The following is a 17,106-nucleotide window of genomic DNA, read 5'->3' as shown; positions in this document are numbered from 1 at the left end:
GGCAACCACCGGTGGACCGGTGGTTCCCGGGGCAGGTGGGGCTCACCCCGCGGGCGTCAGCACCAGCCGGTCCTCGGCGGCCTCCTCGATGGCGCCGCGCGACCAGGCCCAGGGCAGGGTCTCCCCGTCGACGAACAGCTCGGTCTGGTCGGAGTAGTGCGCGGACACCGGGTGCCCCGAGACGCCGGTGAGGTTGATCCACCGCGAGTCGTCCCAGTCGGCTGTCGAGACCACCATCCGCATCGAGGGCGCCGCGGTCACCCCGTAGCCCTCGACCGCGTTCCACGACGTCGCGTCGACGATCGACGAGCCGCCGCCGACCTCCCAGCCGGTGCGGTTGAACAGTCGCTCGACCGGCGCGATGCCGGACTCGCCCAGCGTGGCGTTGCGCAGGTCCATCCGGTGCAGCCGGCCCCACTCCCACAGCTTCGGGTCGCGGGACTGCCGTCGGGTCATCTCGTCGCGCGCGTCGATGAGGGCGGCGCGGAGGATGTCGTCGCGGGTCTCGACCGTGTCGTCGGTGGTCGAGTCGTCCCACCACGGACCGGCGGGCTCGGTCAGCATCTCGCCGACCACGCGGAACCAGCGGTCGCCGCCGTCGGGCCAGGTGCGCTGGCGCAGGTCGTCGTGGAAGGTCTTCTGCAGCAGGGTGCGCCACACGGCGTTGAAGTAGGCCGCGGCGGCGCTGTCGGCGGGCGAGGTGAAGTCCCAGCCGCGGAGCAGGTTCTGCGCGTTGCGGTAGTAGGGCGACGGCAGCCGCTCGACGTCGAGGAGGTAGGGCACGAGCGTCTCGGCCATCGGGTTGACGGAGTCGAGCTGGAGCTCGGCCATCTCCTCGACGGACAGCTCGCCCTCGGCCTCGAGCAGCTCGCGGATCCGGGTCGACCGGTAGCCGTAGTCCCAGTCCTCGGTGAGCAGGTAGGGGTAGTCCTCGCCGACCACGGCCTGGTTGGCGGTCGCGATGAACCCCTCCTCGGGGTCGAGGACGCTCGGCAGGCCGTCGAAGGGGACGTAGTCACCGGTCCAGTCGTTGGCGCTGACCCAGCCCTCGACCGGCATCGTGCCGTCGTTGCCGGCCCGGCGGATCGGGATCCGGCCGGGCGACTGGTAGCCGATGTGGCCCTCGCGGTCGGCGTACACGAGGTTCTGCGCGGGCACGGAGAAGTCGGCCGCCGCCGCGCGGAACTCGTCCCAGTCCGAGGCACGGTTGAACGCGAGGATCGCGTCCGCGGTGGGGGCCGGGTCGAGGGCGGTCCACGCCAGCGCGACGGCGTACCCGCTGCCCCGCTCCCCGGGCTCGTCGGTCGGGGCGTTGGCGCCGACGGTGGCGAACGCAGGCGACACGTCACTGATCAGGGGGCCGTGGACGGTCTCGCGCACCCGCAGCTCGACGTCGTCCTCGCCGCGCACCTCGATGATCTCGGTGCGGACCTGCATCGGCTCGGTCTCGCCGTCGCGGACGTAGCGGTCGTCGCCCTCGGTCTGCTCGAGGAAGAGGTCGGTGACGTCGGGGCCGAGGTTGGTCATGCCCCAGGCGATGTCGGCGTTGTGGCCGATGATCACGCCCGGAACGCCGGAGAACGTGAAGCCCGACGTGTCGAGCGTGCAGTCGGCCGACATCTCGCGGCAGTGCAGGCCCATCTGCATCCAGATGCCCGGCTGGCTGATGCCCAGGTGCGGGTCGTTGGCGAGGATCGGCTTCCCGGTGGCGCTGTGCTCGCCGTCGACGACCCACGAGTTGCTGCCGATGCCACGCCCCTTGCCCACCAGCTCGGGCATCGCGTCGAGCCGGTCCTGGACCCGCTCGAGCGCGTCGACCACGCCTTGCGGGTACGCCGGGCGACGCGGGTTGCGGGTGGCGTTGCCCGTCGCGTTCTGCTCGAACACGCCGTCGACCACGCCGCCCCCGTCCACGATCGGCGGGTGCTCGTCGAAGGGGTAGGACGGCCAGAGCGCGGCGATCTCGTCCTCGGTGTGGTCGAGCGAGAGCAGCACCCGGTCGACCTCGGCGTCCATGTTGCCGCGGAGGTCCCACGCCATCGCCTTCAGCCACGCGAGCGAGTCGACCGGCTGCCACTCCTCGGGCGTGTAGTCGAGCCCGCTGAGACCGAGCACGCTGTACTCCGTGGCGAGCTCGGAAGGGCTGCGCTCGGCGATGTAGGCGTTGACCCCGTCGGCGTACGCCGAGAGCGCGTCGCGGGTGGCCGGCTCCAGCAGCGCCCACTCGCGCTCGGCGACGCGTCGCCACCCCATCGTGCGGATGAAGCGGTCGGTCTCGAGGGTGTCGGGGCCGAAGATCTCCGAGAGCCGCCCGGCCGTCACGTGGCGGCGGACGTCCATCTCGAAGAAACGCTCCTGCGCGTGCACGAAGCCCTGCGCGAACATCAGGTCGGCGTCGGTGTCGGCGTAGACCTGCGCGATGCCGTGCTGGTCACGCACCACCTCGACCGACGCGGACAGGCCCGGCACCTCGATCTCGCCCGAGGTCTGGGGCAGCGGGCGGCGTACGACCACCACGACGGCGGCCGCGAGGACGACGAGGACCAGCACCAGGGCCAGTGCCGTCCAGGCGGTCCACCGCACCGCCCGGGGTGCGCGCTTGAAGGTCTGCCACCGGGAGCCACGCGTGGGCTCGGCGGTGTCGGTCTCGGGGGTGGGTGCAGGCTCACTCATGTCCTCCCCCATTGTGCCGTACCATTGGCAGTCGAAGGGCCAGAGTGCCAGCGCGTCGCGCCGGCCCGGCTGATCTCCGCCCGTCGCTCTCAAAGGACCCACATGCCGACCTACCAGTACGCCTGCACCGAGTGCGGCCACTCCTTCGAGCAGTTCCAGAGCTTCAGCGAGGACGCGCTGACCGTCTGCCCCGAGTGCGACGGCAAGCTGCGCAAGCTGTTCAACGCCGTCGGCGTGGTCTTCAAGGGCTCGGGGTTCTACCGCACCGACAGCCGCTCCGGCTCGTCGTCCTCGACCCCCGCCTCGACCCCCGCCGCGGCGTCGACCTCCTCCGACGGGTCGTCCGGCAGCTCCGCCGCCGCGTCGACCTCCTCGTCGACCTCCTCGTCGACCTCCTCGTCGTCGGCCTCGTCGTCCGACTGAACCTCCGGCTGCTCGCAGGGTTCGAGGCTCCTGTGGAGAGGCCGAGCGGGAGCACGCCCGTCCGGCCTAGCGTCGACGCATGTTCCCGGGACTCCCGCCCGCCCGCCGCCGGCTCCGCGCCGTACGCCACCAGCTGCGGCGCCGCCGTCGACCGATCGCCGCGACGCTGACGGCGCTCGCGGTGCTGAGCGCGCTGCACACGCTCGCCCCGGCACCGCCCGCGACGGTCGAGGTGCTCGTCGCCGCCCGCGACCTGCCGTCCGGGGCGGTGATCGGCGAGGACGACGTCGTCAGTCGCGCCTGGCCGGCCGACCTGGCACCCGCGGCCGCGGCCACCTCACCGACTGGCCGTGTGCTCGCCGCCCCGATCGCGCGGGGCGAGGTCGTGACGGACGTACGCCTCGTCGGTCCCCGCCTCGCGCTCGCCGAGGCCGGCGACACGGTCGTGCCGGTGCGGCTGCCCGACGCGGGCATGGCCGCGCTGCTGCGAGCCGGCGACGAGGTCGACCTGCTCGCGACCGATCCCGGCACCGGGTCGTCCACGATCGTGGCGAGCGACGTCACCGTGCTCGCCACCCCGACCGGGGTGCCGGAGGGACCGGCCGGCGGGAGCGGCGGGGCCCTCGTGGTGGTCGGCGCGAGCGCCGGGGAGGCGGTGGACATCGCCGGGGCGGCGCTGACGCAGTTCCTGACCGTGTCGTGGAACCGCTAGTGTGAGGTGCGTTCACTCATCAGCGGCTCCTCTCGGGGCCCGACACGAGGGAGATACACCATGAGTGGCTTCAAGGCCTTCGTCCTGAAGGGCAACCTGATCGAGATCGCCACCGGTCTGATCATGGCGCTGGCGTTCGCAGCCGTGACGACCACGTTCACCGAGTGGCTCACCGGGCTGCTCCCGGTGGGCGACGACTTCTTCAGCGACGAGACCGGCAGCTTCGGCGCCTTCCTCAACGCGTTGATCGCGTTCCTGATCATGGCGACGGTCGTCTACTTCTTCATCGTGCTCCCCTACACGAAGGCCAAGGAGCGCTTCTTCCCGTCAGAGGAGGCCGGCGCCCCCGCCGACGTGGCCCTCCTCGAGGAGATCCGCGACCTGCTCAAGGCGCGCAACGGCTCCGTCTGATCCTTTCACCGCTGGGCGCGAGCGCTCAGCCGTGGTGCGGCGGGACCTGGTCGCGGTACCAGTCGTCGCCCTTGCCGGGGCGGTCCTCGCGCGCGTCGCTGTCGTCGCTGGTCTGCTCGGGCACTCCCTCACCGAAGACCTCGGCCAGCCGGCGACGCCGCTCCCAGTCCGACTCCGCACCCTCGTCAGGTGCCGGAGGAGAACCTGGCGTGGTGCTCATGCGCAGACGCCGAAGATCTGCTCCTCCGGCGGCGTCGTGCTCTCCGGGGCCTCGGGGGTCTCCGTCTCCGACGGGGTCTCGCTGGCCGTGTCGGACGGCGTCTCGGTGGGCGTCTCCGACGGGGTCTCGGACGGGGTCTCCGACGCGGTCTCGCCGGGCGAGCCGGTCTCGGTCGGCGACTGCGTCGAGCTCGCGGGCGGCTCAGCGCTGGTGGAGGTCCCCTTCAGCAGCCGCGCCGGGATCTCCTTGTCCTGGGCGATCAGCTTCCAGATCCGGTCGGCCTCGGGCTTCCAGAACACCTTGCCGCTGAACTCGGAGTCGACCGGGTAGTAGTCCGTCGGCAGCGTGACGAACTTGATCTTGTCGAGGCCGATGCCCTGCAGCTGCATCGCCACCTTGCCCAGGCGGGTGACCCTGGCGAACTCCTCGTCGGTCTGCAGCGACTCCGTCGCCGCGTCGAGGAAGCGCACGACCTTGTCGAGCCGGGTCAGGGTGCCGGCCGAGAGGACCTTGCGCACGAGCGCGCCGATGAACTCCTGCTGGCGTCGGATGCGCGAGATGTCGTTCTGCTGGATCTTGTCGCCGACGTAGCGGGCCCGGACGTAGTCGAGGGCCTGGTCACCGGTGAGCACCGACGGGTCGCCCTTCGGCACGAAGATCTGGCGCGGCCGGTCGACGATGTCCTCGGGCACGCACACCGGCACGCCGTCGACCGCGTCGACCATCGACCCGAAGCTGGCGAAGTCGACGACGACGAAGTGCTCGACCCGGATGCCGGTGTTCTGCTCGACCTGGGCCAGCGTGCACACGGGGCCGCCGATCCCGTAGGCCTGGTTCCACATCACCTCGGTCGCCGCCGGGGAGTCGCAGCCGTCCTCGGGTCGGTCGACGATGGAGTCGCGAGGGATCGACACGGCGTACGCCCGGCTGCGGTCCGCGGACAGGTGCACGAGGATGGTGGTGTCGGACCCGCCGCCCCCTTCGGCGTCGATGTCGCAGCCTTCGCACTCGCGCGAGTCCGAGCCCATCACCAGGATGTCGAGGGGCTGGCCGTTGCCGGTGTAGACCTCGTCGGGGCGGTCGGTGAGCGCGTCGGTGGAGATGCCCTCGATGTTGCCGTCCAGGTGGCGGATGAAGTAGACCGTGCCGAGCCCGGTGACGAGGGCGAGCACGACGGCGCTGATCAGGATCACGCGTCCGACGGTGTGCCGGCGGGCGGCCTTGCCCTTGCGCTTGGGCACGCCCGCAGCAGGTTCCGGACGCGACTCGTCGGACACGGGCTCACCTTCGACAGGGTGGGATGGACTGACCGGGACGGAATCTACTTCACTTCGGCAAGTTTGCTGCTCTCTGCAGCGCGCTCATCCGTCGCGCCGAGCCGCCAGCAGTCCGATGAACTCGTCGGCCATGTCGAGCTGCCGCACCAGGCGCTGCCGACGCTCGGTCGCCTCCCCCGACACCGCTCCGAGGCGCTCGCGGGCGGCCCGGCGGGCGGACTCGTCGGCCGCCGCGTCGTCCAGCACCTCGAGGTCGCCCATGACGGCCTTCATCTCGTCGAGGGTGAACCCGAGCGGCTTCATCCGGCGGATCACGAGGATCTTGTCGACGTCGGACTCGGTGTAGAGCCGGAACCCTCCGTCGGTGCGCCCGGAGGGCGTCAGGAGGCCGACCTCCTCCCAGTGCCGCAGGCTCCGCAGGGAGAGCTCCGTACGGGTGGCGACCTCGCCGATCTGCATGACGGGTTCGTCACCCACGGGTCCGCTCCTTCGCGCCGATTGCAAACCTACCGTTACGTAAGGGTAGGTTTCCCCTCCGTGTCTGCCGTCGCCGAGCCTATGGCCACCCCCGCCGAGCCCACCGTACGAGCCGCCCTGCGCTCGCCGCGGCTGCTGCGCACCGAGGTCCTCGCCGGCCTCGTCGTCGCGCTCGCGCTCATACCCGAGGCGATCTCGTTCTCGATCATCGCCGGGGTCGACCCGCGCATCGGCCTCTTCGCCTCGTTCACGATGGCGGTCTCGATCGCCTTCCTCGGCGGTCGTCCGGCGATGATCTCGGCCGCGACAGGCGCCATCGCGCTCGTCATCGCGCCGGTGATGCGCGACCACGGCTACGACCACCTCATCGCCACCGTGCTGCTCGGCGGCGCCATCCAGGTCGTGCTCGGCCTCACCGGAGTGGCCCGGCTGATGCGGTTCATCCCGCGCCAGGTGATGGTCGGGTTCGTCAACGCCCTGGCGATCCTGATCTTCCTGGCCCAGGTCCCGCACCTGGTCGGCGTGCCGTGGCTGGTCTACCCGATGGTCGCCGTCGGCATCGCCGCCATCGTGCTCCTGCCCCGCGTGACCCGGGTGGTCCCCGCGCCGTTGATCGCCATCGTCGCGCTCACCGCCTTCACGCTCGTCGCCGGCCTGTCCCTGCCCGACGTCGGCGACGAGGGCGAGCTGCCCGACAGTCTCCCGTCGCTGTTCCTGCCCGACGTGCCGTGGACGCTGGAGACGCTGCAGGTCATCGCCCCGTACGCCGTGGCGATGGCGCTCGTCGGCCTGCTCGAGTCGCTGCTGACGGCCAAGCTCGTCGACGACATCACCGACACCCGCTCCGACAAGACCCGCGAGGCCTGGGGCCAGGGCGCCGCCAACGTCGTCACCGGCTTCTTCGGCGGGATGGGCGGCTGCGCCATGATCGGCCAGACGATGATCAACGTGAAGGCGTCCGGCGCCCGGACGCGCATCTCGACGTTCCTCGCCGGCGTCTTCCTGCTCGTCCTGGTCGTCGGCTTCGGCGACGTCGTCGCACTCATCCCGATGGCCGCACTCGTCGCGGTCATGGTCATGGTGTCGGTCGGCACCTTCGACTGGCACTCCGTCCAGCCCTCGACCCTGCGCCGGATGCCGAAGTCGGAGACCACGGTCATGCTCGCCACCGTCGTGGTCACCGTCGTGACCCACAACCTCGCCATCGGCGTCGGGGTCGGCGTGCTGGCGGCGATGACGCTGTTCGCCCGCCGCGTCGCGCACCTCACGGAGACCCACCGCGACCTGGTGGTCGACCGCGACGGCACGACGAGCGCCGTCTACCGCGTCACGGGCGAGCTGTTCTTCGCCTCCAGCAACGAGCTCTACACCCAGTTCGACTACGCCGGAGACCCCGACCACGTGGTCATCGACCTCTCGCAGTCCCACGTGTGGGATGCCTCCACGGTCGCCTCGCTGGACGCGATCGCGACCAAGTACGCCCACAAGGGCAAGACGGTCGAGATCGTCGGGCTCAACCCCTCGAGCGCCGAGCGCCACGAGCGGCTGTCCGGCTCGCTGCCGTCCCACTGACCGCCGCGTGGCGACCGTCCTGATGGGCGGCGGCGGACGACGTCGTGGCAGGATGCTGCCCGCTGCAGCACCTCGCGGTGACGTGGCAACGCCCCAGTAGCTCAGTGGATAGAGCAGCCGCCTCCTAAGCGAAAGGTCGCAAGTTCGACTCTTGCCTGGGGCACCAGCCAGTGTGTGGCTTCGCCTGACGGGTGACAGCTACTCCGGTTGATCGGTGACACTCGCGTCGGCCTCGATCAGCAGGCCCGTGGACGTCGCCAGGTGCGCGAGGACCTTCTCCTGGAAGTCGGGGTCCCGCGTCGCCCGGTGGGGCTCGTGCGGTGCGCCGTGGTGCCAGTAGCCAGCGGTACGCGGGTCGATCTCCTCGTCGGGCGCACTCGCGAGCCAGACCTGGGTGCGATGACCCTCGTCCAGGTCGTCGGGTGCGCCGGCTCCGCCCATGCGCGTGGGGACCCACCCCGGATCGACCGCGTGAGACGACGTCGAGGGGCGGAGCCGGGCGAGCGCCATCACGAACGTCGTGACCCACAGCTTGCTGTCCGAGTAGCTCCCACCCCGAGCCAGGTCGGTGGTGCCCGACCGGTGCATGCCGCTGCTCAGCACGATCGACCGGCCGGCCGGTCGCATCGACGCCGTCAGGACGTACGGCGCCACGACGTTGACGGCGGTCGCGAGCGACCGGTCCATCGTCCCGGCGTTGTGGACGACGGCGTCGAACCGGCCGAACCGGTCCAGCTCTCCGGCGAGCGCGACGGTCGCGTCGAGGTCGGAGAGGTCGGCGTACGCCGCTCCGGCGACGGAGGCGAGAACGGCCGGGTCCTCGACCCGATCGGCGCTGCGGGCGTGCAGCACGACGTCGTGACCGGCGGCCACCAGCGCCCGAACGGTCGCGAGTCCGAGGCCGGTCGAGGCGCCGGTGACGAGGACGAGGCTCATGTGGTGCAGTCTCGCGCGCGGTGCACGCTGCCTACGTCCGACCCTCAGAGGGTCTCGAACCGCATCCCGGCCGCCTGCAGCCGCACGATCAGCGCGTCACCCATCGCCTGGACGGGCGTGACCTGTCCGGCGGTCTCCGGGTTGTCGTCGAGCGCGAGGCACAGCGCGGCCTCGGAGAGCATCTTGGCGGTCTCGGTGTAGCCCGGGTCGCCGCCGGAGACGCGCGTACGGATGGTGCTGCCCTTGGCCTCGCCCACGAAGTCGACGGTGAACCACGACTTCTCCCGCTTGGCCGGGTCGGGTCCCGAGCCCTGCGGCACCTTGGACAGCAGGAGGTCGCGCAGCGGCTTGACCTGCGAGGCGAGGGTCAGCGCACCCATCCCGATGGCGCCGCCCGCGGCGTAGCGCAGCGTCTTGGTGCCGGCCCAGTGGGAGTAGCGGAACTTCGGGCCGTACGCCTCCAGCGCCGCGCCGCTGCGGGCGACGACGATCGGGTCGATGGTCGGCAGCGGCAGCAGCCAGTAGCCGAGCACGGGGTCGCGGTGCGGCCTCCCGCTGACGGAGCGGGACGAGCGCCCCTCGGGCCGCACCTCGGCGCGGCGGCGGGCGGCGTACGTCTTCTTCATCTCCCTGGCCCGGGAGAACTGGTTGACCGCGGAGTGGAACGTGCCGCCGGAGAACGTGCCGCCGGAGCGGACGACGCCGCGCAGGGTGATCGGCTGGTCGGACGGCAGCTGGCGGACGGTGAAGTACGCGCCGAGGTCGTGCGGGATCGAGTCGAAGCCGCACGCGTGGACCAGCCGGGCGCCCGTGCGGAGCGCCGTCTGGTGGTGCTCGAGGAACATCCGGTCGACGAACTCCGGCTCGCCGGTGAGGTCGAGGTAGTCGGTGCCGGCCTCGGCGCACGCGGCGACGAGCGGGCCGCCGTGCTCGAGGTAGGGGCCGATCGTGGTGGCGACGACCCGCGTACGACGGGCGACGTCGGACAGCGCGGCCGCGTCGGAGGAGTCGGCGACCAGCACCTCGACGTCCGCGGCTCCCTGGTCGGCGAGGCGGCGGCGCACGGCCTCGAGCTTGTCGGCGTTGCGCCCGGCGATCGCCCACCTCAGCCCGGCCGGCGCGTGGGCGGCGAGGTAGTCGGCGGTGAGGCCGCCGGTGAAGCCCGTGGCGCCGAAGAGCACGAGGTCGAGGTCACGGTCGGGGTGGCGGTCGCTCATCGCGCCATCGTGCCACGCGGAACCACGGCCCCGACCGCCCCGTCCCACTGCCATGCGAGCGCGCAGGATCATCACGGGCATCATCGTCGGCGCCAGCCTCGCCGCCGCCGTCGGCGTCGGCTACGCCCTCGGCAGCGAGCCGGGCTCGCCGGGCGGGCCGTCCGCTCCGCCGATCGCGCTCGCCAACGCCGACCTCGGCGTCGCGGCCGACTGCGACGACCTGCTCGCCTCGTACGTCGAGCGCGCGCTGGAGCTGGTCGGGCCGTACGGCTGGGGTGGCGGCGCGGTCGACCTCGGCGTGATGGAGGGCGGCGACTCCGCCGGCGCCTCGGAGGACGCCGGGGCGCCGGTGAACCCCCGCGGCGGCGTCAGCACCTCACGAACGACGAGCAACGAGTCGGGCACCAACGTCCAGGAGGTCGGCGTCGACGAGTCCGACGTGGTGAAGGTGGCCGGCAGCCTGCTGCTGCGGCTGCGCGACGGCGAGCTGCTGGCGTACGACGTGGCGGGCGCCGAGCCCCGGCTGCTGTCCTCGACCCGGATCGACGACGCCCGCGGCACGTCCGCGTGGGTCGGCGACCCGGGCGGCGAGCTCGTCCTCGTCGACGGCCGGGCGGTCGTCGTCGGGACCTCCGACGACGGCCTGAGCAGCACGGTCACGACCGTCGACCTCGCCGACCCCACCTCGCCCACGGTCGTCGACGCGACCACGATCCGCGGCCGCGCGTCCGCCGTACGGCTGCACGGCGACGTGGTGCGGGTGGTGCTCCAGAACGGCCTGCCCGAGCTCGACTTCTCCTTCCCCGACGGCGCCTTCGGCCAGCTGCGCGCGCGACTGCGCAACCGCGCGCTCGTGCGCGAGACGACGCTCGCCGACTGGCTGCCGACGGTCGACGGCACACCGCTGGTCGACTGCGCGGACGTCGCGATCCCCGACGACGACGAGATCGCCCTCGGCACCACCACCGTCCTCGCCGTCGACCCGGCCGACCCGACTGCCCGGACGACGACCGCAGTGGCCATCGACTCGGACCTCTCCTACTTCTCGACCGACCGGTTCTACCTCGCGGCGGCAGGGCCCCAGTGGGGCTGGATCGACTGCATGGACTGCCGGACGACCTGGCCGTCGTCGAGCGGCACCACGCCGCTGTTCGCCTTCGCGCTCGACGGGGCGGAGACGACGTACGTCGCCTCGGGGGAGGTCGAGGGCACCATCGCCGACCGCTGGTCGATGGACGCCGTCGGCGGCTCCCTGCGCGTCGCGGTCGGACCGAGCAGCGAGACGGGCAACTTCAACTCGGTGCTGACGCTGCGCGAGGACGGGTCGGAGCTCGTCGCGGACGGTCGCGTCGACCGGCTCGGGGTCGACGAGCAGATCAAGTCCGTGCGGTGGTTCGACGACCTCGCGATCGTGGTGACCTTCCGGCAGACCGACCCGCTCTACGCCATCGACCTGACCGACCCGGCCGCGCCGGTGCTGCTCGGCGAGCTGAAGATCCCCGGGTTCTCCGAGTACCTCCACCCCCTCGGCGAGCACCGCCTGATCGGGATGGGCCAGGACGCGTCGCCTCAGGGCGTGACACGCGGCGCCCAGGCCGCGCTCTTCGACGTCACCGACCTGACCGACCCGCGCCAGCTCGACGTGGTGCGCTACGCGAAGAACACGCAGGCCGGCGCCGGCCTCGACCCGCGCCAGTTCACCTGGCTGCCGGAGCAGCGGGTCGCGCTGACGGTCGTCTCCGAGGGCTGGACCGGCACCACCGGCTGGGTCTCGGTGCTCTCGCTCGCGGACGGCTCGATGGCCAACCGGATGGTGGAGGTCGAGCACGGCAGCGACGTGGCCGACGTACGCCTCGTGCCGCTCGCGTCGGGCAGGGTGGTGCTGGTGACGGGCGACGACGTGTCCTTCTTCGAGCTCGCCGGCTGAGCTCCGCACCGACGTATCCTCGATGCCATGTGCCGGAACATCCGCCCGCTGAACAACTTCGACCCTCCCGCCAGCCGTGACGAGGTCACCGCGGCCGCCCTGCAGTACGTCCGCAAGGTGGCCGGGACGACCAAGCCGTCGCAGGCCAACGAGGAGGTGTTCTACGCCGCGGTGAAGGAGATCGCACACATCACCGAGCACCTGCTCGACGACCTCGTGACCACCGCTCCGCCGAAGAACCGTGAGGTGGAGGCGGCCAAGGCCAGGGCCCGCGCGCAGGCGCGGTACGCGTGACCCTCCTCGCGGACCGGTCGGTCGAGGAGGCCCTCGACCTGCTGGCCACCCGGCCGCTGGTCGTGCTGACGGGGGCGGGGCTCTCCACCGACTCCGGGATCCCCGACTACCGCGGGCCGGGCTCGCCCGCGCGGGCGCCGATGACCTACCAGGAGTTCGTCGCAACGCCCCAGGCGCAGCAGCGCTACTGGGCGCGGAGCCACCTCGGGTGGCAGCGGATGGGGCGGGCACTCCCCAACGACGGCCACCGCGCGCTCGCGGCCCTCGATCCCGGGCTCCTCATCACCCAGAACGTCGACGGCCTGCACGAGGCCGCCGGGTCGCGGAGGCTCGTCGCGCTGCACGGCCGGGTCGCCGACGTGGTCTGCCTGTCGTGCCGCACGACGTCGTCGCGGGCCGCGCTCGCGAGCGAGCTCGACGCGCTCAACCCCGGCTGGCTCGCGCGGCACGGCTGGGTGGAGTCCCGCCCCGACGGCGACGTCGACCTCGACGACACCGACGACTTCGTGGTGCCCCGGTGCCCGTGCGGCGGTCCGCTCAAGCCGGACGTGGTGTTCTTCGGCGAGAACGTGCCGGCCGACCGCGTCGCTCGCTGCTACGCCGCGGTCGAGGCCCTGGGCACGGACGGCGCCCTGCTCGTCGCCGGCTCGTCGCTCACGGTGATGAGCGGCCTGCGGTTCGTGAAGCGGGCGGCCTCGGGAGGCACGCCGATCGTCATCGTGAACCGCGGGCTGACGCGCGGCGACCAGCTGGCGGCGTACAAGCTCGAGGTCGGGTGCAGCGAGTTCCTGGGCGAGCTCGCCGCCCGCGCCGCCTAGCGGCGTACGAAGATGTGCTCGGCCGCCTCGACCACCAGCTCGGCGGTCTCGCCGCCGGAGCCGATGAGGATGCCCTCCTCGGTGCGCGCGATGGTGACGGTCTTGCCGGGCAGGGCGCCCACGCGGCGCAGCAGGCCCATCAGCTCCTCGTCCTTCTGCATCTCCTCGGAGATCCGCTTGACGTGGACGCGCTGGTCCTCCGCGCCCGCGGCGGCCGACAGCGGCTCCACGTTGTCCATGAAGTCCTCGCCGGCCTGGTCGCCGAGCTCGTCGAGGCCCGGGATCGGGTTGCCGTAGGGCGACTCCGTCGGGTGGTCGAGCAGCTCGAGCAGCCGGCGCTCGACGGTCTCGGACATCACGTGCTCCCACCGGCACGCCTCGGCGTGGACGAGCTCCCAGTCGAGACCGATCACGTCGGTGAGCAGCCGCTCGGCGAGCCGGTGCTTGCGCATCACGCGGGTGGCGAGGCGCTGGCCCTCCTCGGTGAGCTCCAGGTGGCGGTCGCCCTGGACCGTGAGCAGCCCGTCCCGCTCCATCCGCGCCACCGTCTGCGACACCGTGGGACCCGACTGGTGCAGACGCTCGGCGATGCGCGCACGCAGCGGCACGATGCCCTCCTCCACGAGCTCGTAGATCGTGCGGAGGTACATCTCGGTGGTGTCGATCAGGTCGCTCACGGGGGTCATTGTGTCCCATGGCGCAACTGCCCCGGGCACGCGTGCCGTGGCACAGTGAGCCGGTGACCGAGCTGATCGTGCCCCGACGCTTCTGCGGACCTCCCGACTCCGGCAACGGCGGCTGGACGGCCGGCGCGCTGGCCGCGCTCGACGACGCCGACGCGCCCGCGGACCGGTGCGGGGGCTGGCCCGCGATCGAGGTCTCGCTCCGGCAACCGCCGCCGCTCGACACCCCGCTGCCCGTCACCGTCGAGGCAGGCGTCACCACGGCGTCGTACGGCGGGGCGCCCGTCGCGACCGCGAAGCGCGTCGACCGTACGCTCACCGAGGTCGCGCCGGTCGAGCCCGCGGCGGCCGCAGCCGCGGAGGCGTCGTACCCCGGGCACACCTTCCACCCCTTCCCCACCTGCTTCGCCTGCGGCACGGCGCGCGAGGACGGCGACGGGCTGCGGATCTTCCCCGGACCCGTGGACGCGGGCGACGAGCGCATCGCGGCCACCTGGACCCCGCACGCGAGCCTGCACGAGGACTGGCACACGTACGGCGACGAGCATCCCCGCGCCTCGGTGGCCGTCACCTGGGCGGCGCTGGACTGCATCGGCGGCTGGGCGGGCGACCTGACCGAGCGGCTGATGGTGCTCGGGCGGATGACCGCTCGTGTCGACGACCTGCCCGTGATCGGCGAGCCGCACGTCGTGGTCGGCGAGGGCCGCGGCCGGGACGGGCGCAAGACCTTCACCGCCTCCACGCTGTACGACTCCGCGGGCCGGGTCGTCGCGGCCGCCGAGCACACCTGGATCGCGGTCGACCCGGCGCTGTTCGGGGGGAGATCACCGCGGTGACCGCGCGGGCGGAGGTCGTGGAGTGGCTGCTCGCCGGTGACGTGGCAGTGGCCCACCAGACGACGCGCGACCTCCTGCACCGCACGGCCCCGGGCCTCCGGACCCGCATCGCCACCGAGGGCCACGGGGCTGCCCTGCTCGCCGCCCGCAGGTCGGACGGCCACTGGGGCCGCGGCTTCTACCAGCCCAAGTGGACCAGCACCCACTACACCCTGCTCGAGCTGTGCAACCTCGGCCTGCCCGGGGACCAGCCGGCCGCCGTCGAGTCGGCGGCCCTGGTCCTGGCCCGCGAGAAGGGGCCCGACGGCGGGCTCGACCCGAGTCACCGCGCTGCCGTCAGCGACGCCTGCATCAACGGCATGGGGCTCCGCTACGCGAGCTGGTTCGGCGCCCGCGAGGAGGACCTGGCTTCGCTCGTCGACGTCCTGCTGGCCCGTACGGTCGTCGACGGCGGCTTCAACTGCCGCCACCGGCCTCCTCACGCTCCCCTCGCCCACTCCTCGCTGCACACCACCGTCTCGGTCCTGGAGGGGTTCACGAGCTATCTCGCGGCCGGCCACCGGCACCGCCGGGAAGAGGTCGTCGCCGCACAGGGCACCGCGGTGGAGTTCGTGCTGCGCCACCAGCTGTTCCGCAGCGAGCGGACGGGCGAGGTGATCCGGGAGGACTTCCTGGTGCCGCACCACCCCCCGCGGTGGCACTTCGACATCCTCCGCGGGCTCGACTGCCTCGCCGGAGCGGGCGTGCCGCCTGACCCGCGGATGGAGGCCGCGCTCGAGGCGCTGCTCGCCAGACGTCGACGGGACGGCACCTGGACGGCGCGCGCGTGGCCGGGGCGTACGCACGTGCCGCCCGATCCCCCGAGCCGCTCGCGATGGGCGACGCTCACCGCCCTCCGGGTGCTCGAGCGCTACGCGACATGACCGCGCGATCTTGACCGAGGCCCGGGGAGTGTTGAGAGGATAGTGCGCATGCCAGATTTTAACGATCCAAAGACCTACTGGTGGCGCAACGCCGTCGTGTACCAGGTCTACGTGCGCAGCTTCGCCGACAGCGACGGCGACGGCGTCGGCGACCTGCCCGGCATCACCTCGCGCCTGCCCCACCTCGCCGACCTCGGTGTCGACGCGCTGTGGATCACGCCGTTCTACACCTCGCCGCAGCACGACCACGGCTACGACGTTGCGGACTACCGCGACGTCGACCCGCTGTTCGGCAAGCTCTCCGACGCCGACGACCTGGTCGCGCGCGCCCACGAGCTCGGCCTGCGGGTCGTGGTGGACCTCGTGCCCAACCACACCTCCGACCAGCACGAGTGGTTCCAGGCCGCGCTGGCCGCCGGCCCCGGCAGTCCCGAGCGCGCCCGCTACCTCTTCCGCGACTCCCCGGAGGGCGAGCCCGAGGGCACGCCCCCCAACAACTGGGGCTCGGTCTTCGGCGGCCCCGCGTGGACGCAGGTCGAGGACGGCCAGTGGTACCTCCACCTGTTCGACTCCACCCAGCCCGACCTCGACTGGCGCAACCCCGAGGTCAACGAGATGTTCGAGGACGTGCTGCGGTTCTGGCTCGACCGAGGCGTCGACGGCTTCCGCGTGGACGTGGCCCACGGCCTGTTCAAGGAGGCCAGCCTGCGCGACCAGGTCGTCGAGGAGGGCGAGCGGGCGTCGTCGGGCCAGGTCAACACCGACCACTCGATGGTGTCGCTCGACCTCAAGGACGAGCCGATGTGGGACCAGCCCGAGGTCCACGAGGTCTACCGCTCCTGGCACAAGGTCCTCGACGAGGCCGGCCCCGACCGGATGGCCGTCGCCGAGGCGTGGACCCAGACCGCCGAGTCGATGGCCGCCTTCGTCCGTCCCGACGAGCTCGACCAGGCCTTCAACTTCGCCTGGCTGCTCGCCGACTGGACCGCGGAGGCCTTCGAGAAGGTCATCACCGACACGCTGGCCGCCGTCGAGCCCGTCGGCGCCTCCCCCACGTGGGTGCTGAGCAACCACGACGTCGTGCGCCACGTCACCCGCTACGGCGGTGGCGAGCAGGGCCTGGCCCGTGGTCGCGCCGCGACGCTCGCCATGCTCGCCCTGCCCGGCTCCAGCTACCTCTACCAGGGTGAGGAGCTCGGCCTCGAGCAGGTCGACGTCGCGCCCGAGCACCGGCAGGACCCGTCCTACCTCCGCACCGGCGAGGTCGGCCGCGACGGCTGTCGCGTGCCGATCCCGTGGAGCGGCACGGAGGCGCCGTACGGCTTCGGCCCGGGCACCGGGCAGCCGTGGATCCCCCAGCCGGACGACTGGGCGGCGCTGACGGTCGAGGCCCAGACCGGCGACCCGTCGTCGACGCTGGAGTTCTACCGTGAGGCGCTGCGGGTGCGGCGCGAGTTCGCGTGGACCGCGGGCGACGAGGTCGAGATCCTCAACGTCGGCGAGGACGTGCTCGCGTTCCGTCGCGGCCCGCTCACGGTCGTGCTGAACTGCGGCGCGGCCCCGGTCGAGCTGCCCGAGGGCGAGCTGCTCCTGGCCAGCGCTCCGATCGACGGCAAGCTGCCGGCCGACACGGCGGCCTGGCTGCGCTGACGCCGGCCCGCACGCGTACGGCTCCGTGCGCGCGCACATCCTCCCGCCGACGCCGCC

General features: G+C 72.3%; 17 protein-coding genes and 1 tRNA gene. 11 read left to right on the top strand and 7 right to left on the bottom strand.

The window, feature by feature from the left end:
• Nucleotides 1–42 precede the first annotated feature (42 nt).
• Nucleotides 43–2,673: a penicillin acylase family protein gene (locus IEZ24_RS16775; protein ID WP_129455770.1), complete on the bottom strand. Its 2,631-nt coding sequence runs from the start codon at nt 2,671–2,673 to the stop codon at nt 43–45.
• Between the two features lie 102 nt (nt 2,674–2,775).
• On the opposite strand from IEZ24_RS16775, the gene IEZ24_RS16770 reads away from it, so the two are divergent.
• From IEZ24_RS16770 to IEZ24_RS16760, 3 genes are all read left to right on the top strand, one after another.
• The gene (locus tag IEZ24_RS16770; protein ID WP_129455769.1) at nt 2,776–3,096 is read left to right on the top strand and encodes an FmdB family zinc ribbon protein; all 321 of its coding nucleotides are present in this window, start codon (nt 2,776–2,778) and stop codon (nt 3,094–3,096) included.
• Nucleotides 3,097–3,175: 79 nt separating this feature from the next.
• Nucleotides 3,176–3,808 carry an SAF domain-containing protein gene (locus IEZ24_RS16765; RefSeq protein WP_129455768.1) on the top strand — a complete coding sequence of 211 codons (633 nt, stop codon included), beginning with the start codon at nt 3,176–3,178 and terminating at the stop codon, nt 3,806–3,808.
• Between the two features lie 60 nt (nt 3,809–3,868).
• Entirely contained in the window at nt 3,869–4,219 is a 351-nt protein-coding gene (locus tag IEZ24_RS16760; protein ID WP_129455767.1) for an MscL family protein, read from the top strand.
• A 25-nt stretch (nt 4,220–4,244) separates the two neighbouring features.
• Here IEZ24_RS16760 and IEZ24_RS16755 read toward each other — a convergent pair whose 3' ends face one another.
• The 3 genes from IEZ24_RS16755 to IEZ24_RS16745 form a co-directional block, all read right to left on the bottom strand.
• Nucleotides 4,245–4,439, bottom strand: coding sequence for a hypothetical protein (locus tag IEZ24_RS16755; protein ID WP_129455766.1), 195 nt, complete (start codon nt 4,437–4,439; stop codon nt 4,245–4,247).
• Complete coding sequence (locus IEZ24_RS16750) at nt 4,436–5,716, bottom strand: LCP family protein (RefSeq protein ID WP_129455765.1); 1,281 nt, start codon at nt 5,714–5,716, stop codon at nt 4,436–4,438. The genes IEZ24_RS16755 and IEZ24_RS16750 overlap by 4 nt, the downstream gene beginning before the upstream one ends.
• A gap of 84 nt (nt 5,717–5,800) precedes the next feature.
• Nucleotides 5,801–6,193, bottom strand: coding sequence for a MerR family transcriptional regulator (locus tag IEZ24_RS16745; protein WP_129455764.1), 393 nt, complete (start codon nt 6,191–6,193; stop codon nt 5,801–5,803).
• A 60-nt stretch (nt 6,194–6,253) separates the two neighbouring features.
• Between IEZ24_RS16745 and IEZ24_RS16740 the strand changes: the two genes are divergently transcribed.
• Nucleotides 6,254–7,765 carry a SulP family inorganic anion transporter gene (locus IEZ24_RS16740; protein ID WP_242498525.1) on the top strand — a complete coding sequence of 504 codons (1,512 nt, stop codon included), beginning with the start codon at nt 6,254–6,256 and terminating at the stop codon, nt 7,763–7,765.
• Between the two features lie 90 nt (nt 7,766–7,855).
• Nucleotides 7,856–7,931: transfer RNA gene (locus IEZ24_RS16735), tRNA-Arg, on the top strand.
• A 32-nt stretch (nt 7,932–7,963) separates the two neighbouring features.
• Here the strand turns inward: IEZ24_RS16735 and IEZ24_RS16730 are convergent.
• Together IEZ24_RS16730 and IEZ24_RS16725 are read right to left on the bottom strand one after the other, a co-directional pair.
• Nucleotides 7,964–8,701 carry an SDR family NAD(P)-dependent oxidoreductase gene (locus tag IEZ24_RS16730; RefSeq protein ID WP_129455763.1) on the bottom strand — a complete coding sequence of 246 codons (738 nt, stop codon included), beginning with the start codon at nt 8,699–8,701 and terminating at the stop codon, nt 7,964–7,966.
• 44 nt (nt 8,702–8,745) lie between these two features.
• Nucleotides 8,746–9,918, bottom strand: coding sequence for a saccharopine dehydrogenase family protein (locus IEZ24_RS16725; protein ID WP_129455762.1), 1,173 nt, complete (start codon nt 9,916–9,918; stop codon nt 8,746–8,748).
• A gap of 52 nt (nt 9,919–9,970) precedes the next feature.
• On the opposite strand from IEZ24_RS16725, the gene IEZ24_RS16720 reads away from it, so the two are divergent.
• Genes IEZ24_RS16720 through IEZ24_RS16710 form a run of 3 tightly spaced genes read left to right on the top strand, consistent with a single transcriptional unit; the run spans nt 9,971 to nt 12,957 of the window.
• On the top strand, nt 9,971–11,845 hold the full coding sequence (locus IEZ24_RS16720) for a beta-propeller domain-containing protein (protein ID WP_129455761.1): 1,875 nt from the start codon (nt 9,971–9,973) through the stop codon (nt 11,843–11,845).
• A 27-nt stretch (nt 11,846–11,872) separates the two neighbouring features.
• On the top strand, nt 11,873–12,139 hold the full coding sequence (locus tag IEZ24_RS16715) for a DUF2277 domain-containing protein (protein WP_129455760.1): 267 nt from the start codon (nt 11,873–11,875) through the stop codon (nt 12,137–12,139).
• A complete protein-coding gene (locus tag IEZ24_RS16710; RefSeq protein ID WP_129455759.1) occupies nt 12,136–12,957 on the top strand; it encodes a Sir2 family NAD-dependent protein deacetylase in 822 nt (273 codons plus the stop codon). The genes IEZ24_RS16715 and IEZ24_RS16710 overlap by 4 nt, the downstream gene beginning before the upstream one ends.
• Here IEZ24_RS16710 and IEZ24_RS16705 read toward each other — a convergent pair.
• Nucleotides 12,954–13,634: a metal-dependent transcriptional regulator gene (locus IEZ24_RS16705; protein WP_129455758.1), complete on the bottom strand. Its 681-nt coding sequence runs from the start codon at nt 13,632–13,634 to the stop codon at nt 12,954–12,956. The genes IEZ24_RS16710 and IEZ24_RS16705 overlap by 4 nt on opposite strands.
• A gap of 62 nt (nt 13,635–13,696) precedes the next feature.
• On the opposite strand from IEZ24_RS16705, the gene IEZ24_RS16700 reads away from it, so the two are divergent.
• From IEZ24_RS16700 to IEZ24_RS16690, 3 genes are read left to right on the top strand one after another with little or no spacing between them, the layout of a single operon-like run.
• Nucleotides 13,697–14,476, top strand: coding sequence for a hypothetical protein (locus IEZ24_RS16700; RefSeq protein WP_207206855.1), 780 nt, complete (start codon nt 13,697–13,699; stop codon nt 14,474–14,476).
• Nucleotides 14,473–15,399, top strand: coding sequence for a hypothetical protein (locus IEZ24_RS16695; RefSeq protein ID WP_129455756.1), 927 nt, complete (start codon nt 14,473–14,475; stop codon nt 15,397–15,399). The genes IEZ24_RS16700 and IEZ24_RS16695 overlap by 4 nt, the downstream gene beginning before the upstream one ends.
• A 48-nt stretch (nt 15,400–15,447) precedes the next feature.
• Entirely contained in the window at nt 15,448–17,049 is a 1,602-nt protein-coding gene (locus IEZ24_RS16690; protein WP_129455755.1) for a glycoside hydrolase family 13 protein, read from the top strand.
• The last annotated feature ends 57 nt before the right edge of the window (nt 17,050–17,106 follow it).

The organism is Nocardioides ganghwensis, from assembly GCF_014779655.1.
Lineage (GTDB): Bacteria > Actinomycetota > Actinomycetes > Propionibacteriales > Nocardioidaceae > Nocardioides > Nocardioides ganghwensis.
This window is presented reverse-complemented; position numbering and strand designations above follow the sequence as displayed.

Excerpts from the sequence above, each read along its gene's own strand:
- IEZ24_RS16715 (WP_129455760.1), top strand. The coding sequence starts at position 11,873 with ATGTGCCGGAACATCCGCCCGCTGAACAACTTCGACCCTCCCGCCAGC.
- IEZ24_RS16755 (WP_129455766.1), bottom strand. The coding sequence starts at position 4,439 with ATGAGCACCACGCCAGGTTCTCCTCCGGCACCTGACGAGGGTGCGGAG.
- IEZ24_RS16690 (WP_129455755.1), top strand. The coding sequence starts at position 15,448 with ATGCCAGATTTTAACGATCCAAAGACCTACTGGTGGCGCAACGCCGTC.
- IEZ24_RS16760 (WP_129455767.1), top strand. The coding sequence starts at position 3,869 with ATGAGTGGCTTCAAGGCCTTCGTCCTGAAGGGCAACCTGATCGAGATC.
- IEZ24_RS16730 (WP_129455763.1), bottom strand. The coding sequence starts at position 8,701 with ATGAGCCTCGTCCTCGTCACCGGCGCCTCGACCGGCCTCGGACTCGCG.
- IEZ24_RS16720 (WP_129455761.1), top strand. The coding sequence starts at position 9,971 with ATGCGAGCGCGCAGGATCATCACGGGCATCATCGTCGGCGCCAGCCTC.
- IEZ24_RS16775 (WP_129455770.1), bottom strand. The coding sequence starts at position 2,673 with ATGAGTGAGCCTGCACCCACCCCCGAGACCGACACCGCCGAGCCCACG.
- IEZ24_RS16765 (WP_129455768.1), top strand. The coding sequence starts at position 3,176 with ATGTTCCCGGGACTCCCGCCCGCCCGCCGCCGGCTCCGCGCCGTACGC.
- IEZ24_RS16770 (WP_129455769.1), top strand. The coding sequence starts at position 2,776 with ATGCCGACCTACCAGTACGCCTGCACCGAGTGCGGCCACTCCTTCGAG.
- IEZ24_RS16725 (WP_129455762.1), bottom strand. The coding sequence starts at position 9,918 with ATGAGCGACCGCCACCCCGACCGTGACCTCGACCTCGTGCTCTTCGGC.